This is a genomic window from Vibrio sp. Vb0937, from assembly GCF_033338855.1.
The window spans coordinates 86,750-101,126 of record NZ_JAWOTK010000006.1 but is presented as its reverse complement, the minus strand read 5'-3'; the positions used below and the strand labels follow the sequence as shown (position 1 = coordinate 101,126).

The following is a 14,377-nucleotide window of genomic DNA, read 5'->3' as shown; positions in this document are numbered from 1 at the left end:
AGAGTGACGTATGTTATCTAAGGTTCGTCATCTTACATTGTATTTTTTAAGAGATTCAGATAACTGCTTGTCTAATAAGTTTCTTTCTTTCCTCTCTTTTTCTTTTTCGTTTTCTTGAATATGTTTCGATACTCTATTTACACAGTTTTCATGGCTGTTTTCTCCTGTTAGTGAGGAATCACTACGTAATTCGCAGGCAAGACCTGCACATCCAGACATTAGGGAGAATGAAGTTATTATAAAAATGTTTGAACTTCTTATTTTGTACATGTTACATTCCAAAGTTAAAGGTTAATTGAATAGAATTACATAGTTTCCATAACTTCCTTTAATAGAGCTTTTTCCATCCTCATTTTTAAGGTTCATTATTTTCATTGATTTTATGATATCTTGCTCTTTATACCGAATAGTAACTGGACATAAAACATTACTTTTTACAAACCATTTTAAGTAGACTTTATCGTCAGTGAATGAAACCTCACCTTTTAGATAGTTACAACCAAGATAACCATTTACTTTATTGTTATTTATTCTAATCCAAACATCTTTTAATTGAGTGGCCTTGTTATTTAAAACAACTCCTTCAAAACTCTTGGATGGAGAAGCCAAACAGAACGAAGAGAATGGTATGATTACTAGGTACAAGAATAGGCTTTTTTTAATCATAAAACGGCTTTAAGTTTCTTTAAAGTGAGTGTAAGACAGCAAAGGAAACTCTAAGTTCAAAATATAATCTTATCATAGTATTAGGTCTATTACTTTTTTGTTAAAATTATCCTTTTATTCACTTCGGATTTATATGATATTATATGTTTTCTTTCTTGATTTAAATTGAATTGTGAAGCTAGGAACAAGACAAGTAAAACTACAAGTAATTTGCTCATGATAATATTATTAAAATAATAGACGTAATAAAAAATACAATCCATCGATTTGCTTTTTTATTATTCTTCACTGTAGGATGTGGAGATTGAGATAAGTTGTTGTCTTTTATTAAATCCTTTGCATTTAGTGTGTGATATGTATAGCTTAATGGACACATGTTATAACCTCTATTACTATTTTTAATATTCATTATCCTCTGTTTTCTGGGAAAAAAAACTGTCATGAAAAAAGAAAAAAGTTCACCTTTTGTGTCAACGGTTAGCTTGAAAACATTTGAGAAATTATGTTCGATATACACGATCTGCTATGAACATAAAGTCGACACTTCTAGTTTATCTGTTCAGTTAGAGTGTTCGATTAGAAATGTTCCAAAAATAATGAAAAAAATGTCCGAAAAAGGATGGTTGCACTGGGTCTCGGGCAAAGGAAGAGGAAACAAGTCTGTACTAAAAATTCTAACGGGTTTTGAGGGGGCACTAGATGAAACCTTAAAGCATCTCTGCACTAAAGGTCGGCTATCTGATGCTGCAGATCTAGCCAGTAGGTTTGACTACCTTGATACTTTCTATGGAAATTTAGCTCATTATCTTATTGATAATAGTGAAAGCTCTAAGAACACTTTGCTTTCACTTGTTCCATACACTTTGCCCGAGTTGCACCCTCTAAAGGTACAGTATGCGAGGTCAAAGCTGTACATAGAATCTATGTTCGATACGCTATTGAAGTATGATCAGTCTTCAGGGCAAATTCGTCCTCATTTAGCACACCATTACGAATATCGTGGTAACGAGTTATGGCTGCGTATTAGACCTGACATCTATTTTCATAATGGTGAGCGACTTACACCCACGCACATAGAGGTTTGCATCAAAAACAGGATTGAAGCGAACGACATCTTAAGCTTGCTATACCGCCATATTAAAGATGTAACGTCGAATAGTAATTGGGTGATCTTACATATGTCTCATTTAGACCCAACAATACTGCACCTTTTGGCCGAACTTAGTTCATCTATTTATTTGGAAAGAAGAGATGATAGTTCCCCTCCGTATGGAACTGGTCCATTCAAGTTAGAGAGTTTTAGCTCGACAAACTGGACACTAGCAAGCAATACACATTATTTTTCTGAAAGGCCGATTATCAGCCGAGCAGAGTTTTGGAGCATAGATGCCCATAAAGTACCTGAAGATAAATTTATCGTACATAACGGTACGTTTAACAAAGATATCGATAAAGGAGTTGTTTTCCCTCTAAATAGTGGCTGCGAGTCATTAGAGTTCAACTGTTTTGAAAATGGATTAACTTTGGAAGAGCGGGCGTGGATTATGCAGAATGTGAGGGTATTTTGCGAACAAACTGCTTCAGATCTTTTTCCCGTGGCCAACTCTGTAACTAGTTATCATCAAGATAAAGTTTTCAATCTTCCACCTGTAGAATGTAAGCTACCACAGCGCTCTGTTCGGTTTGTCTCACCAAAAGAAAAAGAAGTAAAAAGAATTGCTCTTATTCAATATCTTAAAAAGCAGGGTTTAAATATTAAAGAAGTGTCTTTGGCTGATAGGAATGTAGGGGAGTTTGATGTCGATATTACTGGTTATGTTCCTCAGGATGACCTCTTTTTCTCTTACTACAAGTGGTTGTTATGTAGTGAAACCATAGAGTATTCGGTTCCCGAAAATATAAAAACAAGATTAGTTTCATTCATTGATACATTACTATTGAAATGTTGTGACAGAAACGACCTTTTAGCGCAACTATACCGTTGTGAAGATTGGCTTATTCAGAACTGCATTTCTATGCCACTTTGGCGCGAACATAATAGTTATCAAATTAGTGATAATGTCAAAGGTACCTATCCTGATAATGCAGGAGGAATACCTTTAACAAGAGTTTGGATTTCAAATAGTTAAATTCTAGGTATAAATTCTTGAGGTGAAAAGTATGGATAAAATTAGTTTCTTGAAAGTGAATAGTAATATTGTCGACCAAGTAATCGATCTCAAAGTCGGAGAGTCTCAAAGTCATCTTATCGCTAGTAATGCAGAGTGGATTGCACAAGCAAGCTTTAATGAAGATAGCATTAGTTACGGAATATATATCAATGATAAAGCCGCAGGCTTAATTTCGCTAATCGACCCTAGAGTCCTTGAAGAGTTCGATGAGCACTTTCAAAAAGATCATTTATATGTGTGGCGTTTAATGGTTGACCGTCGCTTTCAAGGTTATGGACTAGGAAAGAAAGCAGTAAATTTCAGTAAACAATACGCGTCACTCATAGGGTTACAAGGTGTATCTCTAACCACTATGGATAAAGAGGAAGGTAATGCGCTCTCTTTGTATCAACGTCTGGGTTTTATACCAACGGGAAGAAGGCTTGACGATGAGATAGAGCTGATTTTCAGTTCTGATAGATAAGCTGTTTTAAGTTGCATAAAAAGGTATTCGTTACGAATTTTTTGGTCTATTGTGACAGCATGAGACTTCGCAACTCACTGTTCTAAGCTATCTAACCTCCTTTTAAACCACAGTTTAGGTTTTTTCTTATAACTGACAAGCGCACACATCCATACAGTTAACCTTTAATTTATTGTGGTTAATTTTTAGAGGTGAAGGTGAATATTTGGGCTTTAATGCTGCTCGTCGTAGTGGCGTGTATTTGTTGCAGTATCGCTGAATCAAAGGGATGGGTTGGGTTTACTCATCTTCTACTCTCTCTAGTTCTCCTGTTTATTGCGGTATTTATTATTTTACTTTATACCGGAGACCCTCCAAACAAAGTTTATGGTAAGGGACTGAGCAGAGTAAAGGCGCAAGAAGAAGTTAAAAATTGTGTTCTATAAGGATGCAAACGTATCACGGTTTTGGAACGTACTGTAAAGGCTACTCATAAATGGGTGGCCTTTTTCTTTGGATTCGGGAAAAAGGAAATACCATGCTCAATTTCTTGTCTCAACAAGGGATATCGACACGTATAAACGCCGTTTTTTTTCGAGGGGAAATGACAAAAGCACAATCATTAGGATGTGATCGATACATACTTACCTATTTTTTGCTGCGTTCTAAACGTATGCACATCCCTCTGAGCTACTTAGCTTACTCATTAGCAACGGTCTATCACGAAACAGCATATAACATGCAGCCTGTCGAGGAAGACGGTAAAGGTGTGGGTCATGAATATGGGGTCTTGGACCCTGTAACTGGGCAAGCCTATTACGGTCGTGGCGATGTTCAGGTGACATGGAAATATAATTATGAACGTCTCAGCAAATTGTTATTTAACACTGACACGTTAGAGCAGGGTGTTGATCTAGTAAATAACCCCGATTTACTCCTAACTCCAATCTACTCTGCGCAAGCTACATTACTTGGTATGGCTACTGGCTTGTTTACTGGCAAAAAATACTCTGATTATTTAGACCAAGAAACTCCCGATTATACAAATGCTCGCCGCATCATAAATGGAGTAGACAGATCGGAAACTATCGCTGGATACGCGCACGACTTTGAGCGCGCATTAAAACTTGGGTTTGGAGCGTCACTGGATAGAAGTACTCTAAGAAATGGTTCCCGTGGTACTGATGTGCGAGAGCTACAGCTAAACCTCGGCTTAAATTCTGATGGAGTATTCGGTAATGGGACCGAAGCGAGTGTCAAAAAGTTTCAGCAAAAATACGGCCTTTCCAATGATGGAATTGTCGGAAAAAACACATGGAAGAAAATTGAAGCAGTATTTTATTGGGGCGAAGCATGAAAACTTTAGCAGTGGTTGTGTTTGTACTACTCATCAATGGTTGCACATCGGTAGCCTATGTCGAGAACGGGGCAGTAAGTGGCTCGCAGTGCAAGAACACGGTAAAAATTGACGATAGCGGTTTTTGAGGAGTACTTGTGCGTACTCAATAACTCCCCAAAAGCTTATAGAAAGTAGTATCTAGTTGTTTATTTCTATGCGCTTTTAGTTCAAAACGAATATCAAGCCCAAACGAAAAGCATCAAAAGTGCACTTTTCGGAAATCACGATTTTAGAAAAAGCCGTTTTGCTACTCCCACATCATGGGAGCGGCTGCGGCTTTTTTTAATTTTTATTTTTCTCATTTTTCACTAGAAAGAGCAAAAGCGCATTTAACGAAAATAAAGATTTTCTAAATTTGGAGATTTTCAGTGTCCAGACAGACGAAACGAACGAGGGCACGAGACAAGCGATTTTTTGAAGCATTAGAACAGGGAGCGACTATAGGCGAGGCTGCTAAAAACGCTGGTTACAATCGTCGCTCTATTTATCACTATTCTGAAAACGACCCTACGTTCGCTCAGCAGTTAGAAGACGCAAAAGCAGACTTAATTGAGAAGCTTGAAAAGGAAGCTGACCGAAGAGCCATTAATGGTGTCGTTGACTACAAATCACTAAAGGTTACTCAGGACGGAAAGACCATTAGCAAGATAGTCCCTATTCGCCGTTATTCAGATTCGCTGCTTCAATTTCGCCTTCGAAGACTGGACCCGAAAAATTATCGTGAGAATTACAAGGAAGATGATTTGCCAGATGATTTCGACGATTTAGAACTTGAGGACATTACTCAGGACCTGGGGAGTGCACTAAAAGCCTTTTTAGAAGTAGAGACTAACGATGAGTCAACAGATAACTCCTGAAGAAGTTGTAGAGATCTTGGCTAAGGTCGATGTTGACGGCCTGATAGGAAAACTAGAAAGACGAAATAACAAAAAAGAGGCATTACACCTACGGAGAATGATAAAAGCGTTTTCTAAGAAAATGCTTTTAAAGACTAAAGAGAAATTTAGCATTCCTCCTATTTACCGAAAGATATTCGGTGATGAAGCTGCTAAGTACATCGTTTTAAAAGGTGGCCGCGGTTCTGGTAAAACCTTCGCAATTATCTGTTACATGCTTGAACAATCGTTTGAGGAAAAATACCGCGATTCGCTTTTTTTGGTTTTACGTGAAATCCAGACTTCAATTGAAGATTCCGTTCACTCAGTCGTTAGTGACTTAATCAAGCAGGCTGGTCTTGAACAATATTTCAAAATTACCCATAGCAAAATCATCAACAAACTAACGAATGTTGAATTTGCATTTACTGGCTTGCGCTCCACAGGCGGCAAAACAGCATTTAGCCAAGTAAACAAAATTAAGGGTAAGCATAAAGTGCGCATGGTCTTCATGGACGAAGCGCAGGATGCTTCACAAGACTCTCTTGATGTGCTTTTCCCTACAGTAAACCGTTCAGGCAATGTTTCGTTTACGTCTGAATATGAGCGCCTGTTGAGATTGGCATTTGGTGCGGAAGAGGTTGACTTAACAGAAGCTCGTTTCTTCTTCGCAATGAACCCTAACTTTGCAGAAGACCCGGTAATCTCGAAAGTGCGATCATTTGGTGATCGCGCGGTCATTAAGCACATCAACATTTTCGATTTACCTAAACGCTACCAAGACACCCAATTACTTGAACAAGCAGAAAGGGAGAGAGGCGAGGTTACTTGGCCACACGTTTGGCTTGGTGAGCCTTCACCGAAAATTTCCGGCTACCCATTCGCAGAAACGCCGGTGGTTACAGCTGAGGAAGATGAAGAGCTGTTGCCGTGTGTTGCCTTTTTGGACCCTTCCTACAAAGGCGGCGACTTTACGGCTCTATCCTTCGTTTCCCAGACTCGCGGATACGTATTCGCGTGGGGATATTGCTTTCCTCATTCTTGGAACTCAGCGATTGACCAAATTGCCGAAAAAATCAATTCGTTTCCGGTTGTTGAGTTTTATTACGAGGACAACGGAGTCGGGACAGCACCTCAGGATTATTTCTCCGTTCGTGGCATTGATGCCATACCACGTACAACGCTAGGTAATAAGCACGACAGGATATTTCGTGTCGGAGCGTTTTTGAACTTAATGCGTTTGCGCCTTGTTGAAAACTGGTCAAATCAAGAATGGCTCACCCAACACAAGAAATTTAATAAAGACGCTGAGCATGATGATGCACCGGACGCTACAACAAACTGCGCCGTAAGAAGCGGTATTGTTTCAGACAAGATCAAAATAAGAGGTAGACACTAATGGGCATATTTGACGAGCCAGAAGATAAAGCTGGTGGTTCTGAGTCGCCTCCTGACAAAAAACAGGATTTTGAAAAATATTACCAGTTCCTTCGCGCCAAAGACCCACGATTGCTCCCGGTTATTACTGAATTTGACCCGTTCTCATTGGCAAGAGAGCGATATATTGAAATAGCTATTCGAGAGCTCTATTCGCGCATTATGTATGTGACGTTAGAAATTGTCGCAATACCAGATGAGATAGGAAGCTCGGATTTTTCAAAAACGATTTACGATTCTCACTCACCAAAACTACAGCGTGGTTTGATGTATTACGTCATTGAGGCTATGTCGGAGGAGAGCAAGGTTGTGCTTCGTAAGCGGCCAATCCACGGTCGTGAGCACGCTTTCTATTTCGAAGAGCGCACGTATACCGTTTTCTCTAAAAAAGTAAATAAGCTCGATTTTGTTGAGTTGGATTTTGAAGAATTCCATCGGACAGAATTGTTAGAGGCCTATTTCGGAATGGTGTTTGATGCCATCGTTGGTGCAGCAAAGCTAATACGTGTTGGCGGGGCTGTACTTCTGAAGATTAGTGATTTGAGCGAACTCATTTCAGACAAAGAGGTGCTAACGGCAGTCGAAACGCAAATCAATAAAATCAACGATGCGCTTAAGAAAAGCAGTGTGGCGTACATTGATGCTCAATCGGCTTTAGAAATGCCAAAGGTCGATGTTAAGCCCGTCAAGGAGCAGCTTGAGTACGCTTACTCTCTAATCTGTAACGCAACAGGCCGTCCAATGTCATTTATTAACGGTCAGTTGGTCGGCTCCCTTAATTCAACGGGTGATGGTGACCGCAAGCAAAACCGCTTGGCTTCAGTACGTGATTTTAACGAGGTACTAAGGGGCGTATTTGAATCGGTCTTTGGTGCCGATTTTATGATTAAGCCCGACATTGAACAATTGCCAGAAATATCCAATTTCTTAAATTCAATTGAAATGAGCTCGCTTTTCACTGACGACGAAAAGCGAAAAATGGTTGAAACCGTTCTACCCATTGCCGAGCTAGGAATTAGCAAAAATTAGTAAGGGGACAGCATGTATCTGTATCCCTACACAATGGCTGAAAACCTACTCGATTGGTTTGGGATCAATTTTGAGCGTATTTACAATGAGCATGGAGGAATGCAGCGTGAACAGCTAAAACTCATCAATAAATATTCAATTCTCATGGACGCCAAGTCCAATGCCTACATGACGATCAAAAGGCTGGAAAAATCCAAAAACAAATCAAACTTGGATTTTGCAGCAAACATCAAAAACACAATGACTGGCACGCTCAGCAGCGAGATTGTTCAAACCCTCTCAAGCTCAGAACACGCCGACGAAATCACCATTGAGTGGCAACCATCTTCAGCAGAAGAGGAACGCGCCACGCACGCTCTGCACTACGGTAAACGCATGACCATTAAACAGGCTGAACAATTAGGGCTTGGGGTTGAGTACAACTGTCAGTGCGGAATGAAGATTACATCTGGGCAATCTCACGCTCAGCAAATTGTTAATAAAATCAATCGAGGTAAAGCAGCATGAATTTACATCAATTACTTGCACTACTATTGGCCGGCGGTAATCAAAACCAATTTAGCAACGAACAACAAAACCCACTAATCGCGCTTTTGAGTGGTAATCAACAACAGGATCCAACGCAGCAATTAATTGCGTTTTTAAGTGGTGCTACTGGTCAGCAGCAAAATGCGATTAATCCGAAACTGTTACAGCTCTTGAGTGGTGGTCAGCAACCAACCGACTCGAATGCGCAATTATTGCAGTTATTGGCTGGTGGTAAGCCACAACAACCTAAAGATGATGCATCAGAGTTGCTTTTGCAATTATTGACCGGAGGTCAACAGCAGCAGCCTAATGCTACGCCTGATGTCGATAAACTGCTTGAACTGTTGGGTGGCAAGCCAACGGCTGGAAATGAAGATGATGACATTCTTGCAAAACTTCAGCAACGCCTAGAAAAGCAGAATGAAGAAGAGAACACAGAGGCGGACTTAACTGACGCTATTAAGTTCAACCTTGAATTCGACAAGTTCATGGAAGACAACTCTGAAATGTTTCCTGATTGGTTTGATATTAAGGAAGTCAAAGAAGATGTTGAAAAATGGGCTAAGACACCGGCTGAACGCGCTCAGGGTCTTGCGGCTGCCACGGTTCGCGCCTTTTTCAAAAATGAAAAAATGCTCGATTTGTTAGAAGAGCGTGACCGCAATACGGTTAAAGAAAAAATCATCAAAGACGGCATTAAGTCTCACGAAATTGATCGCAAGCTTGCATGGCCTTTGATTGAACGATCAATGTTTAACAAAGGCAAGCTGGAAGAAGGTGGTCGTGAAGTCTCTGTCACAAAAGATAGTGAGGCCATGAAGGACTACGGCTCTATTTTCGAAATGGGCCAACAGGCAAACAACGCCGAACCTGCGTAACCGAAAGCTCAATTCGTACATTTAAATCAAAATAATCAATTCTAGAAATAAGGAGAGCATCATGGCTCGTGAAATTCCTTTAGGTGCCACTCGTTACTCTGGTAATAGTGACGTCGTTTCCCCTTGTGCGTTTGAAGGTGATTTGGTCGCTGGCGTTGCGGTTTCCTCTGTAGCTGTTAGTGGTGAACAACCTAAAGTAGCTTTGTTTAATGGCTCTGCATTTGCTGGGTTCGCAGTCCACGACCTTTGTAACATCCGTAAGGTAACGGGTGTTGTTGAGCAAGGTAAGGGCATTCCTGTTCGTGTAAAAGATGGTATGACGCTAGCGGCTGGTAATGGCTTTGCCGTTGATAATACCACTGGTGAAGTGGTGTCGATTGGCACCGCTGACTCGACTGTCATCATGGGTAAAATTGACGAACTAGACATTAACGGTTTGGATGAAAATTGCGAAATCGTTGAGGGCTGCGTTTTAGTGACACTTTATGGTGGCTCTGCTCCTGTGGGATCTGATGGCGCAGCTGGCGTAACGAGTGTAAATGGCAAAACGGGTGACGTAACATTAGTACCTGCTGATATTGGTGGTGTGGAAGAAGCGCCTGAGGATGGCTCGCCTTACGAACGTCAAGACGCGGGCTGGGTTGCAGCTTCTGCTCCAGCCGGTGCGCCAACGTCAGAAAGTGCGGATTCTAAAACCGTCTCTCGCTCTACAGCGAAAAAATAACTGACGCCAAACTCACACTATGCAGAGTGAGATCAACATTAATTTGATACCAAAAGGGCTTAGCCAGGATGACCGGCAAGCCCTTTTTTGATACCAGAAGGAAATCAAGATATGGCAACTAACGTTGTATGTAAATCAAAGGTCGAGCGTCGCTACAATGCAAAAATCATGGGTAGCAACAAGCGCACATACGTACCTTACACCGCCAATCTCGCAGGCACTGATGAAGATTACTCAGATGGTAAATTACAACAGGCAACAGTAATTCATATTAACTATGATGTGACTGGTAAGTTCCCAGACGATAAGTTTGCTGAGGCGTTAACGCCGTCAACAACTGAGTTGGCTCAAGCGCATGCAAAAGAGGTTGAGTTCTCTTACCATCGTCAACCTACTCACATTGAATTTCGCTTGTCTAGCATGCAGAACGTCAATGACGTAAACATCAATGCGGGTCTTTTAAACCGCCTATTGATGCAATACGACTATGAGCACTTCCATGGCAAACACGGTAACAGTGGCATGATGCAAAATAAAAATGCCATTGAGTATGATGAAACAGTAGTAACCGTATCGGATATTTCTGGCGTACTAACGGTGATTAACGCCATTTACGAAGAGCAAGCCAAAGCTCTTGGCCTAGGCGAAGCCGATCACGTAAACATGACTTTAAGTTACACATCAGATATTGCAGCAATTATGCGCAAGCCTATCACGTCGTCTGGTGGTGACGTGGTAACGGGAAAGTCTGCGGTACAACGAGCTTATGAGAACGTGAAAATGTTAGAGGTTCCATCCATTCTAGGGACTAGCTCTCATATTTCATTGACTTACCGACCAGCAGTAAATAACCACCATGGTTCAGTACCCGGTATTTACTCAAAAGAATCTGGCGATCACGGTTTGGTTCAAAAAAGCTTATTTACTTATGAAAGTGCAGCTAACGAGCTTGAGGCTAAAGGTTCTTACGTTTACCAGCTCACTGAAACTGCAGCGTCTCGCGCTTTGAAAGAGCGTGCGAAAGAAGCAAATAAATAATCGGTCAAAGTAGGGGCTCATTGTTGAGTCCCTTTTCTTTTGGAGATAATGATGATTTCCGAAGATTCACAAATTCTCATCGACACAATACTTCGAAACTGCGGATCAGAAGCAATGCTTCAGGATGAGATTGATTTTGCCAACGCTATCAATGCAAATCCAGAAGGTGAATGTGAGTGCTATCAGTTTTCACAAAAGGTGCTAATTGAACGAGTTTCTCAAGATAGTAATAAACGTTTCACTCTGGTTCGCTTAAAGGCGCTGGCAGAGGCTAACGGGTGCTCTCTTTCTGATAAACAGCCTGTTGTGAAACCTGCCCGAATTCCAATCATTGGCGGAGGGTTTTAATGTTCACGTTGGACATTGAACTGGATTTCACCAATTTAGAAAAAGAGGTGAAAGACTTTAATTCCCACCATATTCGAATTGGCGTTTTAGACAAAAGCAAAACGGCAAGAATGGCTGACCACGAAAAACCACTTAAATCGTTTCAAGGAAAGCAAGCGTCTCGGGTTAAGACTGGTACCCAAGGTAAGACCAACCTAAAAATGACCAAACTTGCCGAATACATGGACACCCGTTACGGGGTTTTCTCAAAAGCGGAAAGTCATTTTCAAAACCAAGATGTTATCCGAGTCACCAACGAACTGATAAGGCTATTCAATGCTGGCTCAGTAAGCCCTGAAATGATTCGTCGTATTGAGAGCGCGGCCCGCGCTTTAGTGCGCAACCCGATAATGCGAAAAGACTATGGCAGCAACGCTCGAACAACGATTAAGGGCGGGACCGGTTACAACGGATACAACGTTCAAGGTAAAGGTTTTGACTGGCCTATGGTCGATACAGGCTCATTCTTTAACTCGATAAAGGCTCAGTATGTTTAGAAAAGCTCTACATGATGAGATCCGCAATATTTTCGGTCTGAAGGCGGTTGATTGGGCTGGGGCGTTACATGACGGTGCTGACATTGTTTATGTCGAATACCTAAGTGTGCGTGAGCAGTACTTCTCTGAATCACACATTCGCTTTTTTGGGATCATTCGATTGTCGCTCGCTGATATGGGGCGAGATAAGCCTGTTTTTGGCGTCCTAGGTAGCAAGTTTGATCGCTATAAAAAGCGAAGTGGCAGTAAAACCTCACTGGCTTCAGTAAACATGGAAGCCTCATCCGATTGGCTCTCTGTTGGCGTCCTTTCAGTGGTTAAAGAATTTCACTTTGCGTGCGAAATCGAGTTCGACAAAACACGCGAAAAAATCAAACATTTTAAGTGGATAGACTATGAGTAATACACTTGTTTTCGATTATGCGGTGAGCATCAGCGAAGCTCAATCCGCTACAGAGGCCGACTACAGTTTTTTGTATAAATGCCTAGTTATGGTTACTGGTAGTTACACGCCACCAGCGGAAGATGGCGAGGAAGCCCCAGTAAAAACCAGTAAAAAACCGGCCAAGGCAACACGCGATATTATTGACCCTGCGTTATACAAAGTAGTGCCAATTTATGATCCGACGCTTATTGCCAATTACACGGCAAATACAGAAGTTCAATACTTGATGACTGGTGGCTTAGAGAAACTCTATTTGCTAATTCTTGCAGATGAAGTTGATCCAGAAAGCACAGATGCAATCGACTTTGATCCGACCGATTACTTTACGCTTTGCTTTTCTAAAGAGATTGATATTGCCACGGCGCAAGCTATCGACTTTATGGATTTTGACGGCGTGAGAGCATACGCCACCAGCGACGAAGCATTGGCTGAACAAATCGCGATGAAAGATACCGTCTTTCTTGATGATGCGGGTTCATACACTGGATGCTATGAAGCGTTTGGTCGATTACTGTCACAAGCTTACTGGCGAAATTGCCAATACTACGTGCTTGATTCATCCAATTCTGCGTCAGTAGTGTTTACTGTAGGCAAAGCCGACGATTTGTTTAACAAGCGTATTTCTTTCTTCTTGAATGGCTCTGATGGGCCGACTTTAGGCTTCTTTGGTAATGGTGGTTCCGCAATTACTAAAGTCTACATCGACCGTCAAGCGCAGCTAAAAACGCAAGAGGCGATCACCTCTTACATTCAAACCAACGAACCTAACAATACAGCCGTTCAGCGAGTAAACATTGAAGAGGCCGCGTCCGAAGTTATCGAGACTTACGAAGGCTTCCCATATTTCTACTTAGATCCTGATGCAAATAACTACATTTCCATCGTCAAATCTGATGAGCAATATGTGGTTGGTGGTAAAGCAGAAGTGAAAGACGCTGAACCTATTTGGCGTGCAAGAATTGAAGTAACGGAGGCTCAATAATGGCTGGCAGCAATTTTCGAATTGGGGAAATGGAAACTACCGTTGTTTATGACGGTGAGGAATACAGCTATATCTCGGTGATTGAGCTTGGACGAAACAACCAAAAGGTAGTGCAGATGTTTTGCGATCCTAATGGTTATGGTGACGGTGAAATTGTCGGTACCGGATTAACTCAGCCTATCGAGCTATCAGTAAAGCTTCGAAACGTATCTCAACAGCATTTGGAGCTTTACGTAAAATTGTTCTTAGGCGAAGAACGTTTTCAGTTCACATCGTACAACAAGAAAAACGGACGAACTCTTGTTTCCAAGCAATGTATTTTGAAAAACGATCCTCGCAATGGCACTGCTAATGAATCCGAATCTACGTTAGACGTTGAATTGACGATTCAAGTCGCGCCTAAAAACTTCAAAGATGAATTTAAAGCGGTGGCGTAATGATAGCTAAATTTAAAGGCTCAAAAGCATGGAATGCTTATATGGCTTATTTAGGGTTCATGCTTCACCTTCCACGCGCTAGAACCATGCGCATTCAAGGACTTGTCGATCACGACCAAGCAAAACAGTATTTCACTTCGCTGGATGCGGAAAACAAGAAAACGGTCATCATGGATTTAATGGAATTTCAGCGAATTGACTATTACGACATGATGGCGCTGGTGGCTGTCCATGAAAATAAACATGGTATGTCAATCGACGCTTCGAGCATCGACAACTACGAGTTGCCAGAACTTGCAGAAATGGTGTTGGAAACTTTGGTTAAGTGCTCGACGCTAAAAGACGCAGGGCTTTTTTTCTAAGCCCTACCGAACTTGAGGAACTTGCTAAGTTCCGAGTCGCTGGTGATGGGTTTGCCGCTGACATTATCGAGAATAGTCCC

Annotated in this window: 18 protein-coding genes; 17 read left to right on the top strand and 1 reads right to left on the bottom strand. The window is 41.4% G+C overall.

The window, feature by feature from the left end; genetic code table 11:
- Positions 1-27: 27 nt before the first annotated feature.
- Complete coding sequence (locus tag R7P67_RS11285) at positions 28-270, bottom strand: hypothetical protein (protein WP_139832016.1); 243 nt, start codon at positions 268-270, stop codon at positions 28-30.
- Between the two features lie 836 nt (positions 271-1,106).
- On the opposite strand from R7P67_RS11285, the gene R7P67_RS11280 reads away from it, so the two are divergent.
- From R7P67_RS11280 to R7P67_RS11200, 17 genes are all read left to right on the top strand, one after another.
- On the top strand, positions 1,107-2,795 hold the full coding sequence (locus tag R7P67_RS11280) for an SgrR family transcriptional regulator (RefSeq protein ID WP_149191845.1): 1,689 nt from the start codon (positions 1,107-1,109) through the stop codon (positions 2,793-2,795).
- Between the two features lie 31 nt (positions 2,796-2,826).
- A complete protein-coding gene (locus tag R7P67_RS11275; protein ID WP_054729469.1) occupies positions 2,827-3,300 on the top strand; it encodes a GNAT family N-acetyltransferase in 474 nt (157 codons plus the stop codon).
- Between the two features lie 583 nt (positions 3,301-3,883).
- On the top strand, positions 3,884-4,636 hold the full coding sequence (locus R7P67_RS11270) for a peptidoglycan-binding protein (protein ID WP_258495021.1): 753 nt from the start codon (positions 3,884-3,886) through the stop codon (positions 4,634-4,636).
- The gene (locus tag R7P67_RS11265; protein ID WP_318085965.1) at positions 4,633-4,764 is read left to right on the top strand and encodes a hypothetical protein; all 132 of its coding nucleotides are present in this window, start codon (positions 4,633-4,635) and stop codon (positions 4,762-4,764) included. The genes R7P67_RS11270 and R7P67_RS11265 overlap by 4 nt, the downstream gene beginning before the upstream one ends.
- A gap of 282 nt (positions 4,765-5,046) precedes the next feature.
- Positions 5,047-5,535, top strand: a complete 489-nt coding sequence (locus tag R7P67_RS11260) for a hypothetical protein (RefSeq protein WP_025525850.1) — start codon at positions 5,047-5,049, stop codon at positions 5,533-5,535.
- Complete coding sequence (locus R7P67_RS11255; RefSeq protein WP_079878697.1) at positions 5,513-6,952, top strand: phage terminase large subunit; 1,440 nt, start codon at positions 5,513-5,515, stop codon at positions 6,950-6,952. The genes R7P67_RS11260 and R7P67_RS11255 overlap by 23 nt, the downstream gene beginning before the upstream one ends.
- Positions 6,952-8,019, top strand: a complete 1,068-nt coding sequence (locus R7P67_RS11250; protein ID WP_053321104.1) for a hypothetical protein — start codon at positions 6,952-6,954, stop codon at positions 8,017-8,019. The genes R7P67_RS11255 and R7P67_RS11250 overlap by 1 nt, the downstream gene beginning before the upstream one ends.
- 12 nt (positions 8,020-8,031) lie before the next feature.
- A complete protein-coding gene (locus R7P67_RS11245; protein ID WP_139832015.1) occupies positions 8,032-8,526 on the top strand; it encodes a hypothetical protein in 495 nt (164 codons plus the stop codon).
- A complete protein-coding gene (locus tag R7P67_RS11240; protein ID WP_213869116.1) occupies positions 8,523-9,425 on the top strand; it encodes a hypothetical protein in 903 nt (300 codons plus the stop codon). Before R7P67_RS11245 ends, R7P67_RS11240 begins: the two co-directional genes overlap by 4 nt.
- Positions 9,426-9,486: 61 nt before the next feature.
- On the top strand, positions 9,487-10,149 hold the full coding sequence (locus tag R7P67_RS11235; protein ID WP_054702409.1) for a hypothetical protein: 663 nt from the start codon (positions 9,487-9,489) through the stop codon (positions 10,147-10,149).
- A 111-nt stretch (positions 10,150-10,260) separates the two neighbouring features.
- A complete protein-coding gene (locus tag R7P67_RS11230; protein ID WP_021454014.1) occupies positions 10,261-11,187 on the top strand; it encodes a hypothetical protein in 927 nt (308 codons plus the stop codon).
- 48 nt (positions 11,188-11,235) lie between these two features.
- Positions 11,236-11,535, top strand: a complete 300-nt coding sequence (locus R7P67_RS11225; protein WP_139832014.1) for a hypothetical protein — start codon at positions 11,236-11,238, stop codon at positions 11,533-11,535.
- Positions 11,535-12,071 (top strand): hypothetical protein, encoded by a 537-nt coding sequence (locus R7P67_RS11220; protein WP_021453462.1) that lies wholly within the window; start codon positions 11,535-11,537, stop codon positions 12,069-12,071. Before R7P67_RS11225 ends, R7P67_RS11220 begins: the two co-directional genes overlap by 1 nt.
- Entirely contained in the window at positions 12,064-12,474 is a 411-nt protein-coding gene (locus tag R7P67_RS11215) for a hypothetical protein (protein ID WP_085569531.1), read from the top strand. The genes R7P67_RS11220 and R7P67_RS11215 overlap by 8 nt, the downstream gene beginning before the upstream one ends.
- Positions 12,467-13,498 carry a hypothetical protein gene (locus tag R7P67_RS11210; protein WP_213869117.1) on the top strand — a complete coding sequence of 344 codons (1,032 nt, stop codon included), beginning with the start codon at positions 12,467-12,469 and terminating at the stop codon, positions 13,496-13,498. The genes R7P67_RS11215 and R7P67_RS11210 overlap by 8 nt, the downstream gene beginning before the upstream one ends.
- Positions 13,498-13,935, top strand: a complete 438-nt coding sequence (locus tag R7P67_RS11205; RefSeq protein WP_005495347.1) for a hypothetical protein — start codon at positions 13,498-13,500, stop codon at positions 13,933-13,935. The genes R7P67_RS11210 and R7P67_RS11205 overlap by 1 nt, the downstream gene beginning before the upstream one ends.
- Positions 13,935-14,297, top strand: a complete 363-nt coding sequence (locus R7P67_RS11200) for a hypothetical protein (protein WP_085569529.1) — start codon at positions 13,935-13,937, stop codon at positions 14,295-14,297. The genes R7P67_RS11205 and R7P67_RS11200 overlap by 1 nt, the downstream gene beginning before the upstream one ends.
- Positions 14,298-14,377: the final 80 nt, after the last annotated feature.

Coding starts and splice junctions, on each gene's coding strand:
- R7P67_RS11285 (WP_139832016.1), bottom strand. CDS start 270: ATGTACAAAATAAGAAGTTCAAACATTTTTATAATAACTTCATTCTCC.
- R7P67_RS11280 (WP_149191845.1), top strand. CDS start 1,107: ATGAAAAAAGAAAAAAGTTCACCTTTTGTGTCAACGGTTAGCTTGAAA.
- R7P67_RS11275 (WP_054729469.1), top strand. CDS start 2,827: ATGGATAAAATTAGTTTCTTGAAAGTGAATAGTAATATTGTCGACCAA.
- R7P67_RS11270 (WP_258495021.1), top strand. CDS start 3,884: ATGACAAAAGCACAATCATTAGGATGTGATCGATACATACTTACCTAT.
- R7P67_RS11265 (WP_318085965.1), top strand. CDS start 4,633: ATGAAAACTTTAGCAGTGGTTGTGTTTGTACTACTCATCAATGGTTGC.
- R7P67_RS11255 (WP_079878697.1), top strand. CDS start 5,513: ATGAGTCAACAGATAACTCCTGAAGAAGTTGTAGAGATCTTGGCTAAG.
- R7P67_RS11250 (WP_053321104.1), top strand. CDS start 6,952: ATGGGCATATTTGACGAGCCAGAAGATAAAGCTGGTGGTTCTGAGTCG.
- R7P67_RS11245 (WP_139832015.1), top strand. CDS start 8,032: ATGTATCTGTATCCCTACACAATGGCTGAAAACCTACTCGATTGGTTT.
- R7P67_RS11240 (WP_213869116.1), top strand. CDS start 8,523: ATGAATTTACATCAATTACTTGCACTACTATTGGCCGGCGGTAATCAA.
- R7P67_RS11235 (WP_054702409.1), top strand. CDS start 9,487: ATGGCTCGTGAAATTCCTTTAGGTGCCACTCGTTACTCTGGTAATAGT.
- R7P67_RS11230 (WP_021454014.1), top strand. CDS start 10,261: ATGGCAACTAACGTTGTATGTAAATCAAAGGTCGAGCGTCGCTACAAT.
- R7P67_RS11225 (WP_139832014.1), top strand. CDS start 11,236: ATGATGATTTCCGAAGATTCACAAATTCTCATCGACACAATACTTCGA.
- R7P67_RS11220 (WP_021453462.1), top strand. CDS start 11,535: ATGTTCACGTTGGACATTGAACTGGATTTCACCAATTTAGAAAAAGAG.
- R7P67_RS11215 (WP_085569531.1), top strand. CDS start 12,064: ATGTTTAGAAAAGCTCTACATGATGAGATCCGCAATATTTTCGGTCTG.
- R7P67_RS11210 (WP_213869117.1), top strand. CDS start 12,467: ATGAGTAATACACTTGTTTTCGATTATGCGGTGAGCATCAGCGAAGCT.
- R7P67_RS11205 (WP_005495347.1), top strand. CDS start 13,498: ATGGCTGGCAGCAATTTTCGAATTGGGGAAATGGAAACTACCGTTGTT.
- R7P67_RS11200 (WP_085569529.1), top strand. CDS start 13,935: ATGATAGCTAAATTTAAAGGCTCAAAAGCATGGAATGCTTATATGGCT.